Here is a 23,663-nt window from a genome sequence, read left to right on the forward strand (position 1 = left end):
AGCGCCGCCGGCTGCGTGGCTGTGCCGGGTTTGTCACCTGGATTGCAGTCTTGGGGGCGATCCGTCACGCGGCGAGCGACTGGACCGTCTCGTCCGTCGTCAGGACAGCGCCGGCGATGTACCGGAAATTGGTGAGCGCGGCGGCGTACCCGTCCCCCATCTCGGGGTGCTGCGCGGCGGCGGTGGCGTCGGAGACGACGGCCACCTCGAAGCCCTGCTCGAGCAGTTCGCGCAGGTGGCTCTCGACGCACAGGTTCGCGGACATGCCGGCGAGGACGACCTTGGTGACGCCGCGCTTGCGCAGTTGCAGGACGAGGTCGTTCTGCTCGGGCCCGTAGACCTTGTGCGGGCTGCACACGACGGTCCGCCCGTCCTCGAGGTAGGGCTTGTACTGCTCGAGCCAGTCGGCGCCGGAACCGGTGAAGCCCTGCATCTGCAATGGGCCGGGGCGGTCGAACATGCCGATCTCGTGCATCTTCTGCTCCAGCGTGCCGCCGAACTCCCACTCGTGATCGTGCGGGAAGTAGTAGTGCGGGCTGACGAAGAGGGGAATACCGGTCTGCTCGGCGGCGGTCAGCAGTTGCTCGATGTGCTCGACCGTGCCGTTCTCCTCGACGCTGGTGCCCACCAGTTCCCAGGTGGCGCCGTCGGGGCTGAGGAAGTCGTTCTGCGGGTCGGTCAGTACCAGGGCGGTGTCGCCGGTGGTGAGTTGCACGGGTCCTCCAGGGCGGTCGGACGGGATTCGTCGTGCTCCGGCCATCCCCAGCGCGGGCAGGTCGAGGCGTCGACTGTCATCCCGGATGCCGAGTCGGTCGGCACCGGCCATTCCCGGTGAATGACGGCTGCCGTGCTCCGTGGTGGGTGCCGTCTCTGAACCCGGCACTGCCGAGAGGTGAATGCGCCTCAGGTGGCTATCCGCGCGTTGGTTGCGGCAGGAGATCCCCACCGAGCAGTGCCTTCAGCCCCGGGACGTCGAGCAGCTCCACCTGGCCGTAGCCGTTCCTGATGAGCTCGGCCTCGGTGAGGGTGCGCATGACCCGGCTCACCGACTGCCGTCGGGCCCCGACCAGGTCGGCTATCACTTCGTGGGTGAGCCGGACGACGACCCGGCCGGATTGCTGCTCCTGCTGTTCCAGCAGGATGAAGGTCACCTGCGCCTCCAGGCGGCGGGTCATCATCACGGCCAGCCGACGGCGGTCGGCATCCAGGCGGCGGGCGATCGAAGCCATCCAGCGCAGGGAGAGCGCCGGGAACTGCTGCAACAGGCGGATCCATTCATCGTCGGTGATCTCGATCACCCAGGTATCGCGGGAGGCGACGGCGTCGAAGGGCATCGGCGATCCGAGCAGGACGGGGATGTCGGCGATGACGCCGCCGCGGCGCACGAGTGCCATGACCACCCGCCCGCCGCTGGGCAGCCGGGCCAGCAGTTCCAGCTCACCGTCGAGGACGACCAGGACCCGGTGGGTCTCCTGGCCGGCTGCGGCGACGAGCTGCCCGGCCGCAGCCCCTCGCGGGGTACCGGTCTTGCGCAGATGGGCGAGCATCTCACCCTCCAGGAGCGTCAGGTCGTGCCGGGCGGAGACTCCGCTGATCCAGCGACCGCGCGGCCCCACGGTCATGTGCTCTCCTCTGGTGTGCGGTGGTCTTCGGATCGTGCACGTGCCCGCCGGTCGGTGCTCCGTGCGCGCGCACCGCCGAGAGCCGAGCCACGCACGAGCGGCGGTGCGAAGCCCTGACTGTCACCTCGAGTGCGGTGACAGTGTCACCGGAGCCGTGTCGAGCACCAGCTCGTGAGTCCGCTGTACCGCGCCAGTCGCCGGCCTGGTGCCGTCCGCCGGCGCAAGGAGGAGTGATGGTCACGAGGGAGCTGGTCAGCGACGCGGCACCGGCCGGAGCCACCGGCTACCGCGGGCCCCTCGACGACCGGGCGCACACCGGTAGCTCAGCCGGCACCGCGGCACCGCCGCCGCGGCAGTCGCCTGGCGGTGGTCGTCGGCGACCACGAGGATGACGTCCGGGTGCTGGTCGTGAGTGCAGGAGGTCCCGCAGTCCTCGTCCTGGCCGGTGTGGACGCCGGCGTCCTGCATGCCGGCGTCCTGGACGCCGGCCGCGACCTCCGGCGTGCACCGGGCGATGCGTCCCCGGCCCACATCGATCCGCAGGGGTGGGGTGGCACGTGATGGTGCACGGGAGCGCGCTGCTCCGCCTCGCCCGTGCCGCACGCCGGCCGGCCATGACCGGGCCCGCCCACGCGAGGATCGTCGAGGTGGTCGCTCCCGTCCCGGTCGGCAACCGGTACGTGCGCGTCGACCCCGGACGGGCCGGGGACGGGCCGTGGCGGCGATGACCGCCCACCTCGGTCCGTCAGCGGACCGGCCCGTCGAGGACGAGGGACGACGACGTTTCGTGTGGGGCCGGCTGACCCTGCTGGTGCTCGTGGTCACGATGGGGGCGGTGGTCGCGGCCCTGGTCGGGTTGCCCGATGCGGAGCAGGTGCGGGCGGACGTCGCCGCGATGGGGCGGGCGGCGCCTGCGCTGTTCATCCTGCTGTACGCCGGGGCGACCCTCGCGCCGCTTCCGAAGAACGTGCTCAGCGCGGCGGCCGGTCTGCTGTTCGGGCTCGTCGAGGGGGTCGGGGTCGTCCTGCTGGGGGCGCTGCTGGGTGCGCTGGCCGCCTTCGCGCTGGGACGGGCGCTGGGCCGGGATGCGGTCGAACGACTCACCGGCGCACGGGTGGCCCGCGTCGATGCGCTGCTCAGCCGGCATGGGCTGCTGGCGGTCCTGGGCGTGCGGTTGGTGCCGGTGCTGCCCTTCACCGCGATCAACTACGCCGCCGGGCTGACCGCCGTCCGCATCCGCGACTACGTGCTCGGCACCGCCCTCGGGATCATCCCCGGCACGGTCGCGTACGTCGCGCTCGGCGCATACGGCACGTCCCCGGGATCGTGGCCGTTCGTCGTGGCCGCCCTGGTCCTCGTCGCGCTGACCGCCGGAGGCGTGGTCGCCGCGCGCCGCTACCGCCGCCGCGGAACGGTGCCGGAATCGTGAGGACGCTTCCGGGGCCGTGCCGGAGGTCGTCTCGGTGACCGGTTCGGCCGCCGAGCCCGACCGGCCAGGGCGGCGCAGGAAGGCACCGGTTCCCGCCGGCCGACACGGGTGACGGGTCCGGCGTCCCGTCTCCCGGCGCCCTGCCGTGCCGCCCGGCCATCGGGGGGTGCCGCGGCACGACCGAGCGGATCCCGGCGGTCCCGCCTACGGTCGGATCATGTCGCTGACTCTCGGCACCGGCCCGCTCGCCCGGCCCTCGGAGGGCAGCCTGAACGCCGACCTGTGGTCGGTCGCCCCGGCGCATGCGCTCTACCTGCACCCGTTGCAGGAGCGCATCCGCGGAGTGCTGGCCGGGCAGACCGTCGTCGACACCACCGGCGCGCTGCTGCTGCACGAGACCGGGCTGCTCCCCCGCTGGTACCTCCCGCTGGCTGACATCGCACCCGGCCTGCTGCAGGCCAGCGACACCCGCACGACCTGTCCGTTCAAGGGGGAGGCCACCTACTGGCACCTGCAGGTCGGCGAGCACCGGGTGGAGGACGCCGCCTGGTCCTATCCCGATCCGGTTCCCGGGTGCCCCCCGTTGGCCGGGCTGGTCTCCTTCTACCCCGAGCGCCTCGACACCTGGCTGATCGAGGAGGAGGAGATGCTCGGCCACCCACGTGATCCGTTCCACCGGGTCGACGCCCGGCGCTCCGCCCGGCACGTCGTCGTCAGCGTCGGCGGGCAGGTGGTCGCCGAGACGCGGGCCCCGGTGGCGGTCTTCGAGACCGGCCTGCCGGTGCGCTGGTACGTCCCGGAGGCCGACGTGCGCGACGGAGTGCTCGAGCCGAGCGACACCACGACGGTCTGCCCGTACAAGGGGGTGGCGGGCTACGAGCACGTCACCGTCGACGGCCGGCGGTACGACGACGCGGCGTGGTGCTACCGCGATCCGCTGCTGGAGGCTCTCCCGGTGGCCGGGTACCGCTCCTTCGACGGGGACGACGTCACGGTGCAGGTGAGCGCCTGACGCGGGTCAGCTGAGCTGCTCGGCCAGGTCGGTGAGGCCGGTGGCGCGCAGTGACGGCGGGGTGAACGACCGCGGGTACGGCGTCCCGGCGCGGTCGATCCAGGCGGTGCCCAGCCCCGCGCGGGCGGCGCCGTCGACGTCCCACGGGTGGACGGCGACGAGCAGCATCCCGGCCGGGTCGGTGCCGCAGGTTCGGGCGGCGTACTCGTAGGCCACGCGGGACGGCTTCCAGGCGCCGGCGTCCTCCACCGACAGCAGCGCCTCGAACTGGTCCCGGATGCCGGCGCCGGTGAGCAGTGCCTCCGACACCGAGGTGGAGCCGTTGGTCAGGGTGACCAGGCGCCGTCCCGACGCGCGCAGGGTCCGGATGCCGTCGGGCACGTCCGGGTGGACGGCGAGCCGGCTGAACCCGCCCATGACGTGGTCGACGGCGGCGTCGAGATCCCGGTCCAGATCCACGCCCCGCAGCAGCGTGTGCAGTCCGTCGACCCCCACCTCGGCGAAGGGGCGGGCTCCACCGGCGGCGGTGAGGGCGAAGCCGTCGCGCAGCAGCGAGGCGAACCACAGCTTGGCCAGATGCGCGGGTGCTCCGACGTCGGTGAACCGCTGGGCCATCGGGCTCATGTCGGACAGGGTCTCGTTGACGTCGAAGACGACGACGGACGGCGAGGCGCTCAACGCGGGGCTCCTGGGGGTCGGGGAGGCGAGGGGCGGGAAGCGGACCGCGGCCGCGGGCCGGCGCTCATCCGGCGTCCGTGCTGGAGGCCACCAGCACCAGGACCCGGGGCAGGGTCACGAGATACGCGTCCAGCACGGCGGCCATGCCGGGGCGCACATCGGTCAGGCCGGCCTGTTCCAGGGCGTCCGGCGTGGCGGCGACCCGCCACGGGAGCCGCGGCGCGAACTCGGACGCCGTCGCCTGCAGGTCGTCGGCGGCCGGCCGGGTGTGCGCCACCTGGGATCGCAGCGCCGCCCAGGCCGGATCCAGCAGGTCCTGCCGAGCCAAGCTGCGCCAGATGCTGTTGATGATCGGCGTCTCCAGGGCGGCGCGGATCTCGCCGTAGACCTCGGGGGCCGGGGCATCCTGCGGGGACGGCGCGGGACTGCGCGGCGCCACCGGGCGGGGGGCCGGAGCGTTTCCCGGTGCGGGCGGCACATCGAGCTCGCCGTCCAGTGCCAGCCGCAGACCAGCGGTCAGGAGCAGCATCCCGCTCAGCGGGCCGGCGAACTCCGCGAGCCCGGCCCGGACGTCGGCGTCGGCGGGCGGCTGCGCGACCTCCCGGACTGCGGCGACCAATCGCTGGGCGGAGGAGCCGAACGAGGCGTCCGGCAGCACGGGCGCGGCCTGCTCGTGGGCCAGCACGAGATAGCCGGGACAGAGCGCGAGCGACTTGAACAGGCTCGGCACGAAGGGCATCCCGTCCAGCAGGTCGGCGTACACCCCGGCGACGACGCCCGTGGCCTGTTCCTCCTCCACCATGGGGTAGCCCACGAACCCGCCGGCGTCACCGGTCATGGGCGGTGCCCCGTCCCGGTGCAGCGCCCGTCGAGGGTGGCGTGAGCAGCTCGTTGACGGCTGCCGCGATGACGTCGGGATGGTCCTCGGGCGTGAAGTGCCTGCCGCCGGGGATCGGCTGCAGCGTCGTCCCCAGGTCGGCGGCCAGACGGCGGCCGTACTCGACCTTCTGGAACTGGTCGGCGTCCCCCCACACCACGCGGGCGGGCAGGCCGAGGCCGGGCAGCTGGTCGGCGACGGCGATCGTGTCCTCGACGCGCAGCGACGTGACCTGACGCATGAGGCTGCGCGCGGCGCCGTGGGCCACGTAGTGCTGCCAGTGCACGCCGATCGACTCCAGCGCCCGGGCGCGGTCATCGTGCCCGCGGTGGATCAGCTGGACGAACGAGGGGTAGAGCAGGCTCTCGGGCAGGTACCTCAGCGCGGGGGCGGCGCTCCGCATGGCCTTGACGCTGGGGATGGGCCACGAGTCGTAGCAGACGGCGTTGGTCAGCACGAGACCGGAGAACCGGCCGGGAGCCCGGGTGGCGGCGATCTGCGCCACCCCACCGCCGAGGTCGTGACCGACGAGGACCGGCGCCTCGACACCCACCATGTCCAGCCAGCGCAGCAACCGGTCGGCCTGAGCCGAGAGGCTCAGGTCCCGGTCCTCGCCGTCGGGGATGGAGCTGCCGTACCCGGCCATCTCCAGCGCGAGGGAACGGCCGCTGACCAGCGGCATGACGTGGCGCCACAGCCGGGGTGAGGTCGGGATGCCGTGCACGAGGACGACGGGGGAGCCCTCGCCGTGCTCGAGCCACCGGATCGGTTCGCCGTCCAGGAGGTCCTCGTGCAGGTGCCCGTTCACGAGCGGCCCCGCAGGCGGCGGAGGGCGGCGCGCGCTTCGGGCAGGGCCAGCGGGAGGGTGGCGACCTGGGCCGCCGCGGCGACGGTGCACCAGGAGCAGACCTTGCGGTGCTTGGTCACCTGCTCGATGAACAGGTAGATGCCGCCGCCGGCGTCCGCCGCGGTCTTCGCGGCCAGCGCCAGCGGTACCCACGGTCTCGTCCGGGCGCGGTCCCGGTCACCCATCCCGGCCAGCGCGAGCGTGACCCCCGCGCTCAGCAGGCCGATCGCGGCGTCCGGCGTCTTCAGCTGCTGGTAGGCCTCGCCCGAGGCGTCGACGGCGTCGGCGCCGAGGAAGGGCAGGGACGGCTCCGGCACCCTGCGCAGCAGCCCGAACTGGTAGAGCCCCACCACACCCAGCGCGGCCGAGGCCAGTGACGTCAACCCCGCCACCCGGCGGCGCTGCTCCAGGAAGCTGCCGCTGCCCCGCCGCAGGTCGTCGCTCACCCGCTCCGCCACCGGCGAGCTCGACCGGCCGACCCCTCCGGGCCCGGGGCGCACGGTCGCTGCCGGTGGTCCGGCCGGGCGCCGTCGCACGGTGGTCGAGCGCATCGCGGGTCCTCCTCTGGTCGGTGGATCTCCGGGCTGCCATGCCCGGCCGGCAACCGTCCGACGCGCCCGGCGGCACACTTTCGGTGCGAGGCCCCGAGATCGAGGTCGGGTGCCGACGACCTGCCGGCCGGTGCCCCCGGGACGCGCTTCGTGCTCTCGGCCGCGGCGCGTCCCGGGGCCGCGGCGAGTCAGGCGACGAGCTTGGCGGTGACCTCGGCCAGGCGCCGGCCCTGGTAACGGGCGGCGGCGAGCTCGGCCTCGGAGGCGGTGGCGGACTTGCCGCCGGAGGCGGTGGAGACGCCGTAGGGGTTGCCCCCCGCGTCGAACAGCAGGGGGTCGGTGTACCCGGGCGGCACGATGACGGCCCCGAAGTGGGAGAAGACGTTGAACAGCGTCAGGATCGTCGACTCGTTGCCACCGTGGGCGTTCTGCGCACTGGTGAACGCGGTCGCGCCCTTGTTCGCGAGCTTGCCGGTGAACCACAGGCCGCCCAGGCTGTCGATGAACTGCTTCAGCTGGGCCGCGGGGGTGCCGAACCGGGTCGGCGTGCCCAGGGCGTACCCGTCGGCCCACTCCATGTCGGCGGGCGTGGCCACCTCGACCTCGCCGGCTGTGGTGTCCACGTGGGCCCGCCACAGCGGGTTGGAGTCGATCGCCTCGTCGGGCGCCAGCTCCGGCACCCGGCGCAGGCGCACCTCGGCGCCTGTCTCGCGGGCGCCGTCGGCCAGGGCGGCGGCCAGCTGGTGGACGTTCCCCGTGGACGAGTAGTAGATGACAGCGATGTTGGGCACGGTTCTCCTCTGGGTGGTCGGTGCGGTCGAGGGCGGCCGGCGCTTCTCATTGAGTGCTCAACCACCGATCCGACCGTAGGTCGCGCCGGACGGTCCCGCGAACCGGGAGGGCGTGTTCGCCGAGGGCGCAGTGCAGAGGCCACCACGGCGGCGAAGGAAGGCTTACGGTGTAAGCGTGTAATCAAGTCGCCCAGGGAGGTCGCCATGCACGGTCATCGATTCGCAGAGGCAGCGTTCGGCTCGGGCGTCGGGCCGGGACCGGGACGCCGCGGCCGCGGCGGTCGCGGGCGCGGCCCGGAATCGCCTCCGCCGGTCGACCGCGCGGAGGTCGCCGGCTGGTTCGCCGGCCGGCTCCCGGACAGCTGGTTCACCGGCTCCGTCGAGCTCACCATCGACCGCGACGAGATCACCGTCGTGGGCACGCTGCCCGAACCGGACGCCGGCGAGGGGGACGCCGACGCCGCGCTCACCGGCCGCATCGAGCGGTTCCGGGAGGAGACCCGGGGCGCGCGCATGGCGATCGCCGACGCCGCGCAGGAGCGCTACGGCCGCTCGGTGGCGTGGGGTGCGGCGTGCGGCACGGCCCGGCACCTGTTCACCCACGCCTCGGTGCCGGTGATGACGCGGCTGCGGCAGCCCGAGCGGCTGGTGCTGGACACGCTCGTCGACGCGGGGGTGGCCCGTTCGCGGTCGGAGGCGCTCGCGTGGGCGGTGCGGCTGGTCGGCCGGAACGCCGACGAGTGGCTGGGTGAGCTGCGGGCCGCGATGGCGGCGGTCGAGGAGGTCCGCGGGCGGGGGCCCGGGTCCCAGGCCTGAGCGGTGCACGCCCCGTCGTCCCGACCAGGGACACTGGGCCGGTGACCTCCGTGCCCGCGCCCGCCGCGACCGACGTCCTCGTGGTGGGGGCGGGACCCGCGGGCTCGGCGGCCGCCACCTGGGCCGCGCGCGCCGGGCGCGACGTGGTGCTCGCCGACGCCGCCGTCTTCCCGCGGGACAAGACCTGCGGGGACGGGCTGACCCCCCGGGCGGTCGCCGAGCTCGACCTGCTGGGTCTCGGGGACTGGGCGCGGTCCAAGGCGCGCAACCGGGGCCTGCGCGCGGCCGGCTTCGGCCGGCAGTGGGAGCTGCCCTGGCCCGGCGGCGAGTTCCCCGACCACGGCAGCGCCGTGCCCCGCACCGAGCTCGACGCCCGCATCCGCCAGGTGGCGCTGGAGGCAGGCGTGCTGCCGTTCGAGGGAGCCCGCGCCGTCGACGTCGAACGCGACGGCGAGCGGGTGACCGGTGTGGTCTTCGAGCTGGACGACGACAACCGGGTCACCGTCGGCTGCCGGCGGCTCGTGGTCGCCGACGGCGTCCGCTCGCCCCTGGGCCGGCTGCTCGGCCGCGAGTGGCACCGCGACACCGCGTACGGGGTCGCGGCGCGAAGCTACGTCCGGTCCGGTCACGCCGACGACGAGTGGATCAGCTCGCACCTGGAGCTGCGCGGCACCCAGGGGGAGCTGCTGTCCGGCTACGGCTGGGTGTTCCCGCTCGGGGCGGAGGCGGGCGAGGTCAACCTCGGGGTGGGGACCCTCGCCACCGCACGGCGCCCGGCCGGGGTGCAGCTCAAGCCGCTGCTGGAGTTCTACGCCGAGAGCCGGCGCGAGGAGTGGCAGCTCGACGGGCCGGTGCGCGACGTCGCCTCGGCACTGCTGCCCATGGGCGGAGCGGTGTCGGGGGTGGCCGGCCGGAACTGGGCGCTGGTCGGCGACGCCGCCGGGTGCGTGAACCCGCTCAACGGGGAGGGGATCGACTACGGACTGGAGACCGGCCGCACCCTCGCCGGGATGCTGGACGACGACGACTGGACGGCGGCGTGGCCGGCCACCCTGCGCCGGCACTACGGCGAGGCGTTCTCCATCGCCCGCCGGCTGGCCGGCCTGCTCACGGTGCCGCGTTTCCTGCCCGCGGCCGGTCCGGTCGGCATGCGGTCCCGCCCGCTGATGACCGTGGCGCTCCGCGTCATGGGCAACCTCGTCACCGACGAGGACCGCGACGTCGTCGCCCGGCTGTGGCGGACCGCGGGGCGGTTGTCCGTACGGATGGACGAGCGCCGGCCCTTCGGAGCCTGAGCCGACGCGGGGGAGGCAGCACCGTCGGCCCCGTCCGGAGGCTCACCCCGAGCGTGCGAGGGGTGAGAGGGACGGGGTCCTCTTTCAGAGGAACGGGGAGTTGTACACCGCGAAGTAGACGGCGATGTAGTGGCAGATCGCCGCGACGACGGTCATCGCGTGGAAGACCTCGTGGTAACCGAAGGTGCCGGGCCACGGGTTGGGCCGCTTGATGCCGTAGGCGATGCCGCCGACGGTGTAGAGCACGCCGCCGACGGCGAGCAGCACGAGGGAGGCGACGCCGGCGATGTGCAGGATGTCGGTGAGGATGAAGACCGCGACCCAGCCGAGGCCGATGTAGAGCGGGACGCCCAGCCACCGGGGGGCCGTCGGCCAGCTCAGCTTGAGCGTCACGCCCGCCAGTGCCCCGGCCCAGACGCCCGCGAGGACCCAGTAGCCGGTCGGCTGGTCGACGGCGAGCAGCGCGAACGGCGTGTACGTGCCGGCGATGAACAGGAAGATCATCGAGTGGTCGAGCCGCTTCATGACCTTCCACCCGCGCGGTGACCACCGCCGGCGGTGGTAGAGCGCGCTGATGCCGAACAGACCGCAGATCGTCAGGCAGTAGACCGCCACCGACCAGCCGGCCCGGGCGCCCTCGACCGCGGCCAGCGGGATGAGCACCGCGCCGGCGACGATCGCGCCGAAGAAGGAGAACAGGTGGATCCAGCCCCGGGCGCGCGGGCGGGTGTCGGGGTGGTCCCAGTCGTCGTCCTCGAAGTCGGCGGCGGTCCAGGCGTGCTCGACCTGCTCGCCCTCGGCGGCGACTGCGGCCATGGCCTCCGCGGCCGGGGCCTCCATCTCGGCGCCGTCGACCTCCACCCGGACATCGGCGGGGTCATGGGGGGAGAGGCTCATGCTCCGAGGCTACGGAGCCGTAGGTTGCCCGTCATCCGATGGCGCCTGTGAGCTTGCTGCCAGCGTGTCGGTGCTGCTCGGCGCGACGGGCCGGAGGGCTCCCGGCCGGTCGTCCTCGCGGGGCCTAGGGTGACCTCGTGGGGGTGCGTCAGCGGGTCCGGGACGCGCTGATCCAGGTGTACGAGCGGCGGCTGGCGCGGGCGCTCGTGGACGCCGACGTCCCGCGGCACGTCGGCGTGATCATGGACGGCAACCGGCGCTGGGCTCGGGCGATCGGTCTCGACGACGTCGCGCACGGGCATCGTCGCGGGGCGGACAAGATCGTGGACCTGCTGGGCTGGTGCGACGACGCCGGTGTCCAGGTGGTCACGCTCTTCATGCTGTCGACCGACAACCTCCGCCGCCCGGAGCCCGAGCTCAGCACGCTGCTGGGGATCATCGAGGGCGTCGCCGTCGACCTGTCCCGTCCGGGACGCCGCTGGCGGGTGCGCGCCATGGGGGCGCGGGAGGTGCTGCCGCCGCACACCGCTGTCGTCCTCGAGCAGGCCGAGCGCGACACCTGCGACCGCGAGGGGGCCACGGTCAACCTGGCCGTCGGCTACGGCGGACGGCGGGAGATCGCCGACGCGGTGCGCTCGCTGCTGTCCGAGCACGCCGCGCGCGGCTCCTCGCTCGAGGAGCTGGTCGGGTCCCTCGAGGTCGAGCACATCGCCGAGCACCTCTACACCCGCGGCCAGCCGGACCCCGACCTGGTGATCCGGACGAGCGGTGAGCAGCGGATGTCGGGCTTCCTGCTGTGGCAGACGGCGAACGCGGAGTTCCACTTCACCGACGTCTACTGGCCGGACTTCCGGAGAATCGACTTCCTGCGCGCCCTGCGCGACTACTCCGCCCGGCACCGCCGCTTCGGCGAGTGACCGTGGCTGCGAAACTGCGTCCATGACGGCCGGAGCCCTCGACATCCCCCTGGAGTACGTGCGGCTGGGGCTGCGCTTCGACCGGCTGGAGCCAGGCTTCGTCGACGCCTACACCGGCGACCCGCGGATCCGCGCGGCGGTTCAGGACGAGCCGGCGCCCACCCCGCAGCGGCTGCGCGACCGGGCGCGGGACCTGCTGCGCGAGCTCGACGCGGCGGACCTGCCCGAGGACCGGGCCGATTTCCTCCGCGGTCAGCTGGCCGGCCTGGAGTGCAGCGCCCGCAAGCTCAGCGGGGAGCCGCTGGGGTTCGTCGACGAGGTGCGCTCCTACTTCCAGGTCGACGTCGAGCTCGGCGACGAGTCGGTCTACGCGGCGGCGCACGCCGACCTGGACGCGCTGCTGCCGGGCGACGGCCCGCTGGCCGAGCGGTACGCGGCCCACCGCCGTCGCGAGGAGTGCCCGCCGGCCCGGCTGGAGGTCGCGGTGCAGGCGCTGTCGAGCGCGCTGCGCGACCACGTGCGCGGCCGGTACGGACTGCCCGAGGTCGAGACCGTGCGCTACGAGGTCGTCACCGACAAGCCGTGGTCGGGCTTCAACTACTACGAGGGTGGCTACCGGTCGCGGGTGGCCATCAACGCCGACCTCCCGCACCGGCTGTCGCAGCTGCCGCACCTGGTGGCTCACGAGTCCTACCCCGGCCACCACACCGAGCACTGCCGCAAGGAGAGCGGGCTGGTCGAGCGCAGCGGCCGGCTGGAGCACACGGTGTTCCTCGTCAACACCCCGGAGTGCCTGATGGCCGAGGGTCTCGCCGACCTCGGCGTCCAGGCCGCCATCGGCGAGGGCTGGGGAACCTGGGCCGCGGACGTCCTCGGCGACCTGGGACTGCGGTTCGACGGTGTGCTGGCCGAGAGGATCTCGACGGCGGCGGCCCCGCTCAACCGGGTCCGGCAGGACGCCGCCGTGCTGCTGCACGATCGCGGTGCCCACCCCGAGGACGTCAGCGCCTTCCTCCAGCGCTGGTCGCTGGTCAGCCCCGACCGCGCCCGCCAGCAGATCCGCTTCCTCACCGACCCGCTGTGGAGGGCCTACACCTCCACCTACGTCGAGGGGTTCGCGCTGCTCTCGCGCTGGCTCGCGGACCGGCCGGCCGAGCAGCTCGTGGCCGACCGCTTCCTGCGGCTCCTCGACGAGCCGCTCACGCCCCGCCGCATCGCAGCCGAACTCCGGGCCGCCTGAGCCGTGCGCTCCCGGACAGCAGCCCGCAAGCGCTTCCTCGGTCTGTGGACCGCGGGCTGGCTGGCGCTGCTCCTGGTCCTCGGCATGGTCAGGTACGGGGATCCGGCGGTGCAGTGGCCGGTGCTGCTGGTCCCCGCGCTATGGGCGCTGGTCGCGCTGCGCCCGCGGCGCCGGTCGGGCCGGGCCGGGGGCCGGCGGGCGCCGCGGGAGCCGGAGACGCTGGAATCGGACCTGTTCGCCGACGACGGCGACGAGGACGACCGGTACCGGCGCCGGTACGACCGCTACGACGACCGCTACGACGACCGCTACGACGACGAGGCGTACGAGGACCACCCGCCGCCCCTGCCGCCGGGCATGCGCACCGACACCGTAGAGCGCCCGGCGCTGCGGCGTCCCCACGACCCCCGCGAGGACGACCGGTGGTGACCGGCCGACCCTGACGCCGCGGGCGGCGCATGTCGGCGAGGCGGCGCGCGAGCTCCTCGTCGGGGTCACGACGCGTCCACCGCCTGGTGGTGGGGTGGCGACGACCCTGCTGGTCGCCGTCCTGGGTGGGTGTTCGGCGTGCGGCGGTCCCAGCGGGAGTCCGTCCGAGCCCCTGCGGACGGGTGAGGTCGGTGTGACCCCGGTGACCCCATGGGGTGAACAACGCGTTGCATCGTCAGTCGTGGACGCGCTCCTGTCGGTGGGCGGGCATACCGTCCGAGGTGAACGGCGTGGAGCTGCCCTCGCCGTTCACGGGAGGCCCGGTTGGTGCTGACGAGTTCGTCGACCAGGGGGGCCGGCGCCCGGCCCTCGAGCCGGGGCCCGGCCACCTTCGAACAGGGGTGCGCCTCGCCCGCGAGGTCCCACCCCACGGGAGTCGATCCGTGACCACTCGCCGCACGTTCGTCCTCGACACCTCCGTCCTGCTGTCCGACCCGGGGGCCCTGCTGCGCTTCGGCGACGCCGACGTGGTGCTGCCGCTCGTCGTCATCGGAGAGCTCGAGGACAAGCGCAACCACCCCGAGCTCGGCTGGTTCGCCCGGCAGACGCTGCGCAGGCTCGACGACCTGCGGGTCGCTCACGGCCGGCTCGACGCGCCCGTGCCCATCGGCGAGGCCGGCGGGACGCTGCACGTGGAGCTCAACCACAGCGACCCCTCGGTGCTCCCGGCCGGCTTCCGCAACGACAGCAACGACTCGCGGATCATGGTCGTCGCGCTCAACCTGCGGGCCGAGGGGCGGGACGTCTGCCTCATCACCAAGGACGTGCCGCTGCGGGTGAAGGCGGCCGCCGTCGGCCTGGACACCGACGAGTACCGCGCGCACGACGTGGTCGACGCCGGCTGGACGGGCATGGCCGAGATCTCGGTCGACGACGACGAGATCGACGCGCTGTACGGGGCGGGGGAGGCCTTCCTGCCCGCTGCCGCCGAGCTGCCGACGCACACCGGTCTGGTCCTGCTGTCCTCCCGGGGGTCGGCTCTGGGACGCGTGACGCCGGACAAGCAGGTGCGCCTGGTCCGGGGGGACCGGGAGGCGTTCGGGCTGCACGGCCGGTCCGCCGAGCAGCGGATCGCCTTGGACCTGCTGCTGGACCCCGAGATCGGCATCGTGTCGCTCGGCGGGCGGGCGGGCACCGGCAAGTCGGCGCTGGCGCTGTGCGCCGGGCTGGAGTCGGTGATGGAGCGGCGGGCGCACAAGAAGGTGGTCATCTTCCGGCCGCTGTACGCCGTCGGGGGGCAGGAGCTCGGGTACCTGCCGGGCGGCGAGGGCGAGAAGATGTCGCCCTGGGCGCAGGCCGTCTACGACACGCTCGGCGCGCTGGTCTCCAAGGAGGTCCTGGAGGAGATCGCCGGTCGCGATCTGATCGAGGTCCTGCCGCTCACCCACATCCGCGGCCGGTCGCTGCACGACTCGTTCGTGATCGTCGACGAGGCGCAGTCGCTCGAGCGCGGTGTGCTGCTCACCGTGCTCTCCCGGCTGGGCAGCAACTCGCGGGTCGTCCTCACCCACGACGTCGCGCAGCGGGACAACCTGCGGGTCGGCCGGCACGACGGCATCACCGCAGTCATCGAGAAGCTCAAGGGGCACGTGCTCTTCGCGCACACGACGCTCACCCGCTCCGAGCGCTCCCCGATCGCGGCGCTGGTCACCGAGATGCTGGAGGACCTGCCGATCTGACCCGCCGCACCGCCGCTCTGGGGGTGTTCTTGACGCTGTGGGGGTCCTGCGGGGCCCCGGAGGAGCCAGGACCACCCCCGGAGCGAGGCATCCACAGCCTCGCCCTGTATCCACCGATCCGTCGAGGGACTGGCTGCGCGGGCGGCGACCGTCGATGGTGTCCTCCTCGGGCTGCCGTGGGAGGACGTCGCGCTGGACCGTCCACGTGACGCGGCCGCCGGGCTCGTGGACCGACCGCAGCACCGTGCTGTGCTGCCGCGCGTCTCGCATCCGCGAGGGCGAGGTGGTCGAGGTCGCCGGGATGCGGTGACCGACCCGGTCCGGCACCGTGCTGGACCTGGCTCGTTCGCTGCCGCACGAGACGGCCGTGGTGGCCCTCGACGCAGCGCTGAACGGGAGGCTGCTCGCGCACGACCAGGTCCGTGCGCGGCTGTTCGACATCGCCGGATCACCCGCGGCGAGGAGCGCGGCGAGGGTCGTCGCCGCGGCGGACGCCCGGAGCGAGAGCGTCGGGGAGAGCCGCAGCCGGGTGATCCTGCAGCGGTAGGGGCTGTCGCCCTCGGACCTGCAGTTCGAGATCGGGTCCGGATCGGGAGCGCTGGTCGCCGGCACGGACTTAGCCTGGGAGGGCGCCCGCCTCGTGGGGCAGTTCGACGGCCGGGTGAAGTACGGGAGGTCGCTCCGGCGGGGGCTGGAGCCGGGGGATGCGGTCTTCGCGGAGAAGCGTCGGGAGGACGCCGTCCGGCACGAGCAGTGGGACGTCGTGCGGTGGGTCCGGGCGGAGCTCGCCGCGCCGCACCGCCTGGCCGCCGAGGTGCGCAGGGCCGTGGAACGGGCCGGGCGACGGATCGGGTGACGGCTCTGGGGGTCCGGCAACCGCCGTCGGGGTCCCGCAGCGCCACGAATGCGGCAGTCGGACTCCCGGAGTGGTCAGGCGGTGGCGCGCTCGCCGTCCGGCTCGGCGTCGGCGACCGCACGGTGGACGGGTCGCCGCTTGGGTTTCCGCTCGGGCTTCGGCGGCGTGGCCACCGCGCGGACCAGCGCGACGGCCGCCCACCCGGCCAGCAGGCACCAGGGCAGCCGGTTCACCATCTCCTCGGTCGTGAAGTCACCGCGCAGCCCGAGCGCGAGCACGGGCACGGCCAGCACGAACCCGACGAGGAGGACGTCCCAGCGGAACGGGCTCATGCCTGCGGGCTGTCCAGGCGCTCGCAGAGCAGCGAGGCCCAGCGGTGCGGGGTGGCGCGGACACCGTCGAGGAGGGCCACGGGCACGGTCAGCCGCCGCAGCACGGCGGCCGGGTCGGCGCTCAGGTCGGTGTCCTGCACGGCCAGCGCGTCGACCCGTGCGAGGCCGTCCAGCCACAGCTCGAGGTCCTCGGGCTTGCGGGTCGCCTCGACCACGGCCCACACGGCGACCGGCGACCAGATCGCCAGCATCTGCGCCATCCAGTACGCGTCGCTGCGCAGGGGCGCGTCGACGGCGACGATGGTCAGCGTGCTGGCGTTCGCGGCCTCCTGACGACGGTCGATCGCCGCGTCGATGGTCGTCATGCGGCTGGCCTTGGGCGCGAGGCCGGCCAGATCACCGCGGGTCGCCCACTGCACGCGGTCGGGGTCCAGCCGCAGGGACGCGGCCAGGGAGCGCGCGGCCCGCAGCGTCTCGACGCCGGGGCCCACGATGAACAGCACCTCGCCGGCGCCCGTGGGCACCTGCGGCACCTCGGGGAGGCCGGCGGCCAGCGCCTGGGTGAGGGCGGCGTACGTGCCGTCGGCGGCGACCGCGGCCGTGAAGCCGGTGCCGAGCAGGAACTCGGGCAGGCCCAGCGCGACCAACCCGGCCAGGACCTCCTGCGGGGTGGAGGCGGCGGTGCGCGGCGTGCCCCCGGGGGCGGGGGCGGTGGCCCGCTCGGTGGCCGGCTGCTCGTCGTCGAGCTCGGGCATCTCGGGCAGGTCGGGGCCGGCCATCAGCGGGGCCACCGGCAGCCGGGTGACGGTCGCCAGGCTCCGCATCGCCGGGGCGGCGGTGCGCGGCTTCTCCGCGGCCACGGGCTTCTCCGAAACGGCCGCCTTCTCGTCGACCGCCGGCGCCTCCGCGCGGTCCCCTGCCTCGGCCGTCTCCGCAGGTTCCGCGGCCGGCGCGGCGGGGCGCGACGGCGGGACGGCAGGGCGCCCGGACGACGGCGGGACGGGGGGCAGCCCGCGACCGCGGCTGCCCGCGAGCGGGGGCAGCAGCGAGACGCGGGGCATGACGGTGGTGGCGTCGAGCGACATCGTCATCGGCGCGGGGTCGCTGGCGGTACGGGCCAGCATCGGGGCCAGCTCCGCGACGGCCTCGGCGACGGCGGTCTCGTTCGCCTCCCGGGTGCGGGCCACCTCGGCAGCGGCCGGACGCGCGTCGGCCTCCGGCTGCGGCTCGGGTGCGACGGTCTCGGCCTGCGCGACGGCAGGCTCGGGCGCCCGCTCCGGCGCCGTCCCGGCGACGAACAGCTCGGCAGCAGGAGCCGACGGGGCCGGGGTGGCGAGCTGCTCGGCGGGCGCGACGACGTCCTCGGCCTCGTCGACTCCGGCCTCGACGGCCTCGTCGACCTCGGCCTCGACGACCTCAACCTCGACGACCTCAACCTCGACGGCCTCAACCTCGACGGCCTCAACCTCGACGGCCTCGGCCTCGGGAGCCGCGGGAGCCTCGGCGGCCTCGGGCTCCACGGCGACGGACTCCTCGACGACCTGGACCGCCCCGGCCGGTGCGGGGGCGGGGTCGCGGAGCACGATGTCGGCCCAGATGGGGGCGTCAGCCCGGTCGACCGGGACGGTTTCCTCGACGACCGGCTCGCCCCACAGCGGCGAGTACGACGGCGTCGGCGCGGGAACCGGGGTGCCCCAGCCGAGGTCCGTGGTGGACGGCGCGACGGCGGAGGTGCCGAACAGCGAGTGGTTCGACGTGCGGGAGTCCCAGCCGGCGGCGACCTGCGCGATGAGCGGCGCCGGGGCGGCGGTCACGACCGGGGTCGGCTGCGCGAGCGGCTCGACCACCGGCTCGGCGGTGGCCACGACCGGCTCGGCGACGGAAACGACCGGCTCGGCGGTGGTAGCCGGCTCCGCCGCGCGGGCCGGCTCGACGGCAGGCGATGCCGCGACGACGGGTGCTGGGCTCTCGGCGATGACGGCTGCCGGGGGCTCCGCGATGGCCTCCTGCGGGGAGTCGCCGGCGAGCATCTTGCGCAGGATGCCGGCCAGCGCCTCGTCCGAGTGGCCCTGGGCCAGGGCCGACCGCAGTGCCTCGGCGATCTCCTCCTGGCGGGCGGACGCTGCGGGAGCGACGGACTCCGGCTGCGCGGCCCAGGTGGGGACCCCCACCGGGCCGTCCGTGCTCGTGGAGGGCGGCGTGACGACCTGTTCTCCCACCGTTGTCTCCTCCTGGTGCACGGCCTTGGACCGCATCGACGTGTCAGCTGAACGGATGGCCGCGGCCAGGGACGGTCGGGGCGCCGGGGTGTCCGGCATCTGGACCAGCTGCTTCTGACGGGGTCGGGGGGCCGGCTCCTCGATGGGGCGGGACGCCGGCTCCTCCACGGGACGGAGGGCCGCCTCGTCCACGGGGCGGGCGACCGGCTCGTCCAGCGCCTGCTCGACGGCGTGGCGCACGTCCCGGTCACCGGCCACCATGCGCGCCAGCGCGGCGGTGAACGGGGACGGGGCGTCGGAGGCCTCGGCCGCCGCGAGCGCGGCGGCGAACGGGGACCCGGGCACAGCGGCGGCCTCGACCGGCGCGGCCGGCTCTACGTGCACCCGCTCGCGCGGCGCGGTCGACGGACGGCTGGCGCGGGGGAAGGCGGCCCGGGGGAAGGCGCCGCCGTCGGTGACCGGGTCGGCCGCGGGCGCGGCACCGTAGGCGGATGCGGCACGGGCCGGAGCGGCGGAACGGGGCGGCTGGTGCGCGGAAGCCGGCTGACGGGCGGGGGCCGTGGCCGGACGGGGCGTCGGGACGGCACCGAGCAGGCCGGCGAGCTCGTCGAGGCGGTCGTCGTCGTCCGCCGGCCGAGCCGGACGCGCAGCGGGGCGCGGACCTGTGGCGGGAGCGCCGCCGGACCGCGCGGCCTCGGCGGCCCAGGCGGCGGCACCGTTCCGGGCCGGGGCGGCCGCGCGGGCGGGGGAGGCCGACGCCAGCGGCGAGTCGTAGGACGCGACGGGCGCAGCGGGGGCAGGGCCGGTCGACGGCGTGGGCAGCCCGGGGCGGCCGAACTGGTCGGCGACCTCGGCCACGTAGCGCTCGGTGGCGAAGAAGCCCAGCACCCCGCCGGAGCGGACGCGGCGCACCCCGACCACCCGCGCGTGCGGACCGAACTGCTCGCGCGCCGCGGCGATCGCGTCGTCGCGCGTGGCGGCCTCAACGGATCGCAACGGCACCGCTCACCACTCCCAGCGACTCGATCTGCGCTGTCCGGGACACCTCCGCGTAGGAGATGACGGGCAGCCGGGGAAGAATCTGGCGCATCAGGCGGGACAGGGCGGCGCGGACCTGGGGCGAGCAGACCAGGACCGGGGACAGCCCGGCGCGCTCGGCCTCCTCGAGCATCCCGCTGCAGCCGGAGACCAGGGCGTCGACGGCGCCGGCGTCGAGGGCCAGGACGGCGCCCATGTCGGTCGGGCGGACCGCCTCGAGCAGGCGCTGCTCGAAGCCGGGCTCCAGCGTGAAGACGTGCAAGCGCTCGTCCGGGGTGACGTAGGGCTGGCTGATCGCCGAGCCGAGCGCCGCCCGGGCCGCCTCGACGAGACCGTCGAGTTCGGTCGACTGCTTCGCACGTACAGAGAGTGCCTCGAAGATGCGCACCAGGTCCCGGATCGACACACCCTCGCCGAGCAACGCGTGCAACACGCGTTGCACCTCTCCCAGGGTGAGCAGCGTGGGGGTGAGTTCCTCGACGACGACGGGGTGCGAGCGCCGCACCATCTCCACGAGGAGGCGCACGTCCTCGCGGCCGAGCAGGTCCGCGGCGTTCTGCCGGACGACCTCGGCCAGGTGCGTGGTGATGACCGAGGAGCGGTCGACGACGGTGGCGCCGGCCATCTCGGCGGCCCGCTGCAGCTCGGCGGGCACCCACTTGGCCGCGAGCCCGAACACCGGCTCCCGGGTGGGCTTGCCGGGCAGGCCGTCGAGGCCGTCGCCGATGGCGAGGACGGTGCCGGCGGGGGAGCTGCCCTTGGCCACGGGCACGCCGTTGAGCCAGATCACGTACTGCGACGACGGCAGGTCGAGGTTGTCGCGGGTGCGGACCAGCGGGATGACCAGGCCGGTCTCCATGGCGACCTTGCGGCGCAGCGCCTTCACCCGGTCCAGGAGGTCACCGCCGCGCGAGGCGTCGACCAGGTCGACCAGGTCGAAGGCCACCTCCAGCTCCAGCGGGTCGACGCGCATCTTCTCGGCGATCGCCTCGGGCGAGTCGGGCGCCGGCTCGAGCTCGGCGGCGGCGGCCGCGGCCTCGGCGTCCTCGTCGATCTCCTCGACGTCGGTCATCCGGCTGGCGATGATCAGGAACAGCCCGCCGACGAGCAGGAAGGGCAGCTTGGGGAGCCCGGGGATCAGGCAGAGCGCGAGGGCGGCGCCGCCGGCGATGCGCACCGACTGCTTGAAGCGGCCGAGCTGGGCGATCAGGTCGGTGCCCATGTCGCCCTCGGTCGCCGACCGGGTGACGATGATGCCGGTCGCGGTGGACATCAGCAGCGCCGGGATCATCGACACCAGGCCGTCGCCGACGGTCAGCAGCGAGAAGGTGGACACGGCCTCGGCGGGGGCCATGCCGCGCTGCATGACGCCGATCGCGAACCCACCGATGAGGTTCACCAGCGTGACGACGATGCCGGCGATGGCGTCGCCCTTCACGAACTTCGAGGCGCCGTCCATCGAGCCGTAGAAGTCGGCCTCGGCAGTGACCTCCTGGCGGCGCTTGCGGGCCTGCTTCTCGTTGATCAGGCCGGCGTTCAGGTCGGCGTCGATGGCCATCTGCTTGCCGGGCATGGCGTCGAGGGTGAAGCGGGCCCCGACCTCGGCCACGCGGCCGGCACCGTTGGTGATGACCACGAACTGCACGATGGTCAGGATCAGGAAGATGACCATGCCGACGATCAGCGAGCCGCCGATGACGATGTGGCCGAACGCCTCGATGACCTTGCCGGCGTAGCCGTCGGTCAGCACGAGCCGGGTCGAGGAGACGTTCAGCGAGAGCCGGAACAGGGTCGCGACCAGGAGCAGCGACGGGAAGACCGCGAAGTCCAGCGGCTTCTTGATCTGCATCGCGACCAGCAGGACGAGGAGGGAGACCGCGAGGTTGACCCCGATCAGCAGGTCCATCATCTCCGCCGGCAGCGGCACCACCAGCATGAGCACGATGGCGACGACGCCGATCGGGACGGCGACCTTGCCCAGGCCCTTCACTCGCCCACTCCGGGCGTGGATGGCGGACGACGGCTCACCCCTCCCTCATCGGCAGGCCGGGAGGCGGCCGGTACCTCCCCGCCCCCCGCACCGAGATCCCGCGATCTCGGCGCATGAGGCCTCTCGAAGCGCCGAGATCGCGGGATCTCGGCATGGGGGGCCGTGCGGACGTGGAGTCAGGCGGCGGCGGTGCGGCGGCGGCCCGCCTTGGGCAGGTCGGTGACCTCCGGCGGCTCGAAGCCGGGCCGGTGGAAGCCGCCGCGCACGCCTCGGGCGCCCAGGTGCATGACGAAGGCCAGCACGCGGGCGACGGCGTTGAACAGCTGCGGCGGCACCTCCTGGCCGATCTCGCAGGAGGCGTGCAGGGCGCGGGCGAGCGGGATGTCCTGCACCAGCGGGACCCGGGCCTCCGCCGCGCGCTCGCGCAGCTTCGCGGCGACCTCGCCGGCGCCTTTGGCGACGACCCGCGGGGCACCCTTGGCCGCCTCGTACTTCAGCGCCACCGCGACATGCGTCGGGTTGACCAGCAGCACGTCGGCCTCGGCGACCTCGGCCATCATCCGGTTCCGGGACATCTGCATCTGGATGCCGCGGCGGTGGGCCTTCATGTGCGGGTCGCCCTCGGCCTGCTTGTACTCCTGCTGGATCTCGTACTTGCTCATCTTCAGCTGCTTCATCATCTTCTTGCGCACGACGACGTAGTCGGCCACGGCGAGCACCAGACCCGTGACCGCGACGACCCGGAACATGAGGACGGCGGAGTCGGCGAAGGTGGCCGCGACCGCCGACAGCGGCAGGGCGCCGGCCGACGACACCAGCGCCTGCGCCCGCTCGCTGGTCACGATGACCACCGTCCCGAGCGCGGCCGTCTTGATCAGCGCCTTCGACGTCTCCCACAGGCCCTGGGTGCCGAACATGCGCTTGAAGCCGGGGAGCGGGTTGAACTTCTTCAGCGTCGGCTTCATCGGCTTGCCCGCGAAGCGCACACCGCCCTGGGCCGCCGAGGCCGCGACACCCACCACCAGGAGCGCGATCGCCGTCGGCAGCAGCGTCTGCAGGAACGCCAGCAGTGCCAGCCCGAGCAGCTCGGTCACGGCCTCGATCTCGGGCTCGCGCGCCACCCGCGCCACGTGCACGAACAGCTGCTGCACGGTGTCGAACGCGTTGCCGACCATCATCGGCAGCAGTGCGCTGGCCGCCGCCACGCCGAGCCAGGTGCCGAGCTCCTGGGTGCGCGGGATCTGCCCCTCTTTGCGCGCCTTCTTCAGGCGCTGAGGAGTTGGCGCCTCTGTCTTCTCACCGCCCGGACCGTCCTTGGCCATCAGCCGCTGCGCAGGGAGATCATGGCGCGGACGCCGTTCTCGAGCAGGGCGTCCAGGGCCGGCGGGAGCAGCGGGAAGGTCAGCCCCAGCATCGTCAGGGTCAGCATGATCTTCACCGGGAAGCCGAGGGTGAAGACGTTGAGGGCCGGGGCCGCGCGGCTCAGCAGGGCCAGGGCGACGTCGGCCAGCAGCAGGACGGCGACCATCGGCCCGGCGATCTGCAGCGCCGCCAGGAACATCATGGAGAACGCCGTGATGAGCACCGAGGCGATCTGGTCGGTCGGGACGTCCCCACCCACCGGCAGCCCCTGGTAGGAGGTGGCGAAGCCCTTGACCATCAGCAGGTGCCCACCGCTGGTGAACAGCAGGGTGGAGGCGAGCAGGTAGTGCAGCTTGCCGAGCGAGCTGTTCTGCGTCATCGCCATGGGGTCGTAGCCGGGCTGCAGGGAGAAGCCGCCGGCGACGTCGAGGATGTCGCCGGCCATCTGCACCGCGGTGAACAGCACCTGGACGACGAACCCGAGCGCCGCCCCGATGATCACCTCCGTGACGGCGGTGACCAGCAGGAACCCGGCGGTGGGTGTGGGCAGCGTCGGCGCGATCTGCGTCGACAGCAGCACCGAGAGGGCCAGGGCCAGCGCGCCCTTGACCGCTCCGGGGATGACCCGCGAGTTGAAGGGCGGCGCCAGCAGGACGAAGCCGGCGGCACGCGCCGTCCCGAGGAGCAGGGCCGCGAGCGTGACAGCCGGGACCGAGAGGTCCATGG

Annotated in this window: 24 protein-coding genes; 11 read left to right on the top strand and 13 right to left on the bottom strand. The window is 74.0% G+C overall.

The genetic code is table 11. From position 1 onward, the window contains the following. Positions 1-64: 64 nt before the first annotated feature. Both C5507_RS11975 and C5507_RS11980 read right to left on the bottom strand, forming a co-directional pair. Positions 65-715, bottom strand: coding sequence for a cysteine hydrolase family protein (locus tag C5507_RS11975; protein ID WP_242611335.1), 651 nt, complete (start codon positions 713-715; stop codon positions 65-67). A gap of 196 nt (positions 716-911) precedes the next feature. Further along, entirely contained in the window at positions 912-1,622 is a 711-nt protein-coding gene (locus C5507_RS11980; RefSeq protein WP_104528751.1) for a Crp/Fnr family transcriptional regulator, read from the bottom strand. A 408-nt stretch (positions 1,623-2,030) separates the two neighbouring features. Between C5507_RS11980 and C5507_RS22310 the strand changes: the two genes are divergently transcribed. The 3 genes from C5507_RS22310 to C5507_RS12000 all read left to right on the top strand — a co-directional run bounded on the left by C5507_RS22310 (position 2,031) and on the right by C5507_RS12000 (position 4,063). After that, positions 2,031-2,183 carry a hypothetical protein gene (locus C5507_RS22310; RefSeq protein WP_158657590.1) on the top strand — a complete coding sequence of 51 codons (153 nt, stop codon included), beginning with the start codon at positions 2,031-2,033 and terminating at the stop codon, positions 2,181-2,183. Between the two features lie 163 nt (positions 2,184-2,346). After that, on the top strand, positions 2,347-3,051 hold the full coding sequence (locus C5507_RS11995; RefSeq protein ID WP_242611403.1) for a TVP38/TMEM64 family protein: 705 nt from the start codon (positions 2,347-2,349) through the stop codon (positions 3,049-3,051). A gap of 217 nt (positions 3,052-3,268) precedes the next feature. Beyond that, a complete protein-coding gene (locus C5507_RS12000) occupies positions 3,269-4,063 on the top strand; it encodes a DUF427 domain-containing protein (RefSeq protein WP_104528792.1) in 795 nt (264 codons plus the stop codon). A 6-nt stretch (positions 4,064-4,069) separates the two neighbouring features. Here the strand turns inward: C5507_RS12000 and C5507_RS12005 are convergent, their stop codons facing one another. From C5507_RS12005 to wrbA, 5 genes are all read right to left on the bottom strand, one after another. Beyond that, a complete protein-coding gene (locus C5507_RS12005) occupies positions 4,070-4,741 on the bottom strand; it encodes a haloacid dehalogenase type II (RefSeq protein WP_207225916.1) in 672 nt (223 codons plus the stop codon). 64 nt (positions 4,742-4,805) lie between these two features. Beyond that, positions 4,806-5,579 carry a hypothetical protein gene (locus C5507_RS12010; protein ID WP_104528755.1) on the bottom strand — a complete coding sequence of 258 codons (774 nt, stop codon included), beginning with the start codon at positions 5,577-5,579 and terminating at the stop codon, positions 4,806-4,808. Beyond that, positions 5,569-6,426, bottom strand: a complete 858-nt coding sequence (locus tag C5507_RS12015; protein ID WP_104528756.1) for an alpha/beta fold hydrolase — start codon at positions 6,424-6,426, stop codon at positions 5,569-5,571. The genes C5507_RS12010 and C5507_RS12015 overlap by 11 nt, the downstream gene beginning before the upstream one ends. After that, positions 6,423-7,016 carry a vitamin K epoxide reductase family protein gene (locus C5507_RS12020; RefSeq protein ID WP_104528757.1) on the bottom strand — a complete coding sequence of 198 codons (594 nt, stop codon included), beginning with the start codon at positions 7,014-7,016 and terminating at the stop codon, positions 6,423-6,425. Before C5507_RS12020 ends, C5507_RS12015 begins: the two co-directional genes overlap by 4 nt. Before the next feature lie 188 nt (positions 7,017-7,204). Next, positions 7,205-7,807, bottom strand: a complete 603-nt coding sequence (gene wrbA, locus C5507_RS12025) for an NAD(P)H:quinone oxidoreductase (protein ID WP_207225917.1) — start codon at positions 7,805-7,807, stop codon at positions 7,205-7,207. 204 nt (positions 7,808-8,011) lie between these two features. Here wrbA and C5507_RS12030 point away from each other — a divergent pair, with 204 nt between their 5' ends. Further along, entirely contained in the window at positions 8,012-8,623 is a 612-nt protein-coding gene (locus C5507_RS12030) for a hypothetical protein (protein ID WP_104528758.1), read from the top strand. A gap of 41 nt (positions 8,624-8,664) precedes the next feature. Next, positions 8,665-9,918, top strand: coding sequence for a geranylgeranyl reductase family protein (locus C5507_RS12035; RefSeq protein ID WP_104528759.1), 1,254 nt, complete (start codon positions 8,665-8,667; stop codon positions 9,916-9,918). An 84-nt stretch (positions 9,919-10,002) separates the two neighbouring features. Here the strand turns inward: C5507_RS12035 and trhA are convergent, their stop codons facing one another. Beyond that, positions 10,003-10,815 (bottom strand): PAQR family membrane homeostasis protein TrhA, encoded by an 813-nt coding sequence (gene trhA, locus C5507_RS12040; protein ID WP_104528760.1) that lies wholly within the window; start codon positions 10,813-10,815, stop codon positions 10,003-10,005. A 137-nt stretch (positions 10,816-10,952) separates the two neighbouring features. Here trhA and C5507_RS12045 point away from each other — a divergent pair, with 137 nt between their 5' ends. The 6 genes from C5507_RS12045 to C5507_RS12070 all read left to right on the top strand — a co-directional run bounded on the left by C5507_RS12045 (position 10,953) and on the right by C5507_RS12070 (position 15,996). Then, positions 10,953-11,732, top strand: coding sequence for an isoprenyl transferase (locus C5507_RS12045; protein ID WP_104528761.1), 780 nt, complete (start codon positions 10,953-10,955; stop codon positions 11,730-11,732). A 22-nt stretch (positions 11,733-11,754) separates the two neighbouring features. Beyond that, positions 11,755-12,972, top strand: a complete 1,218-nt coding sequence (locus C5507_RS12050; protein ID WP_104528762.1) for a DUF885 domain-containing protein — start codon at positions 11,755-11,757, stop codon at positions 12,970-12,972. A gap of 3 nt (positions 12,973-12,975) precedes the next feature. After that, positions 12,976-13,401 (top strand): hypothetical protein, encoded by a 426-nt coding sequence (locus C5507_RS12055; RefSeq protein WP_104528763.1) that lies wholly within the window; start codon positions 12,976-12,978, stop codon positions 13,399-13,401. 443 nt (positions 13,402-13,844) lie between these two features. After that, positions 13,845-15,140, top strand: coding sequence for an RNA 5'-3' helicase PhoH2 (gene phoH2, locus C5507_RS12060; protein WP_104528764.1), 1,296 nt, complete (start codon positions 13,845-13,847; stop codon positions 15,138-15,140). Positions 15,141-15,468: 328 nt separating this feature from the next. Continuing rightward, positions 15,469-15,687, top strand: coding sequence for a hypothetical protein (locus tag C5507_RS12065; RefSeq protein WP_104528765.1), 219 nt, complete (start codon positions 15,469-15,471; stop codon positions 15,685-15,687). 93 nt (positions 15,688-15,780) lie between these two features. Beyond that, on the top strand, positions 15,781-15,996 hold the full coding sequence (locus C5507_RS12070; RefSeq protein ID WP_104528766.1) for a hypothetical protein: 216 nt from the start codon (positions 15,781-15,783) through the stop codon (positions 15,994-15,996). 74 nt (positions 15,997-16,070) lie between these two features. Here C5507_RS12070 and C5507_RS12075 read toward each other — a convergent pair whose 3' ends face one another. From C5507_RS12075 to fliR, 5 genes are all read right to left on the bottom strand, one after another. Further along, positions 16,071-16,328: a hypothetical protein gene (locus C5507_RS12075; RefSeq protein WP_104528767.1), complete on the bottom strand. Its 258-nt coding sequence runs from the start codon at positions 16,326-16,328 to the stop codon at positions 16,071-16,073. After that, positions 16,325-19,543, bottom strand: coding sequence for a hypothetical protein (locus C5507_RS12080; RefSeq protein ID WP_130504325.1), 3,219 nt, complete (start codon positions 19,541-19,543; stop codon positions 16,325-16,327). Before C5507_RS12080 ends, C5507_RS12075 begins: the two co-directional genes overlap by 4 nt. After that, on the bottom strand, positions 19,530-21,575 hold the full coding sequence (gene flhA, locus C5507_RS12085; protein WP_104528769.1) for a flagellar biosynthesis protein FlhA: 2,046 nt from the start codon (positions 21,573-21,575) through the stop codon (positions 19,530-19,532). Before flhA ends, C5507_RS12080 begins: the two co-directional genes overlap by 14 nt. Positions 21,576-21,751: 176 nt before the next feature. Further along, a complete protein-coding gene (locus C5507_RS12090) occupies positions 21,752-22,897 on the bottom strand; it encodes an EscU/YscU/HrcU family type III secretion system export apparatus switch protein (RefSeq protein ID WP_104528770.1) in 1,146 nt (381 codons plus the stop codon). Then, positions 22,897-23,661, bottom strand: coding sequence for a flagellar biosynthetic protein FliR (gene fliR / locus C5507_RS12095; protein WP_104528771.1), 765 nt, complete (start codon positions 23,659-23,661; stop codon positions 22,897-22,899). Before fliR ends, C5507_RS12090 begins: the two co-directional genes overlap by 1 nt. Positions 23,662-23,663 lie beyond the last annotated feature (2 nt).

The sequence above is a fragment of the Blastococcus saxobsidens genome, from assembly GCF_002938435.1.
In the GTDB taxonomy this organism is placed as follows: Bacteria; Actinomycetota; Actinomycetes; order Mycobacteriales; family Geodermatophilaceae; genus Blastococcus; species Blastococcus saxobsidens.

Coding starts and splice junctions, on each gene's coding strand:
- C5507_RS11980 (WP_104528751.1), bottom strand. CDS start 1,622: ATGACCGTGGGGCCGCGCGGTCGCTGGATCAGCGGAGTCTCCGCCCGG.
- C5507_RS11995 (WP_242611403.1), top strand. CDS start 2,347: ATGACCGCCCACCTCGGTCCGTCAGCGGACCGGCCCGTCGAGGACGAG.
- C5507_RS12000 (WP_104528792.1), top strand. CDS start 3,269: ATGTCGCTGACTCTCGGCACCGGCCCGCTCGCCCGGCCCTCGGAGGGC.
- C5507_RS12010 (WP_104528755.1), bottom strand. CDS start 5,579: ATGACCGGTGACGCCGGCGGGTTCGTGGGCTACCCCATGGTGGAGGAG.
- C5507_RS12020 (WP_104528757.1), bottom strand. CDS start 7,016: ATGCGCTCGACCACCGTGCGACGGCGCCCGGCCGGACCACCGGCAGCG.
- C5507_RS12030 (WP_104528758.1), top strand. CDS start 8,012: ATGCACGGTCATCGATTCGCAGAGGCAGCGTTCGGCTCGGGCGTCGGG.
- trhA (WP_104528760.1), bottom strand. CDS start 10,815: ATGAGCCTCTCCCCCCATGACCCCGCCGATGTCCGGGTGGAGGTCGAC.
- C5507_RS12050 (WP_104528762.1), top strand. CDS start 11,755: ATGACGGCCGGAGCCCTCGACATCCCCCTGGAGTACGTGCGGCTGGGG.
- C5507_RS12075 (WP_104528767.1), bottom strand. CDS start 16,328: ATGAGCCCGTTCCGCTGGGACGTCCTCCTCGTCGGGTTCGTGCTGGCC.
- C5507_RS12090 (WP_104528770.1), bottom strand. CDS start 22,897: ATGGCCAAGGACGGTCCGGGCGGTGAGAAGACAGAGGCGCCAACTCCT.
- fliR (WP_104528771.1), bottom strand. CDS start 23,661: ATGGACCTCTCGGTCCCGGCTGTCACGCTCGCGGCCCTGCTCCTCGGG.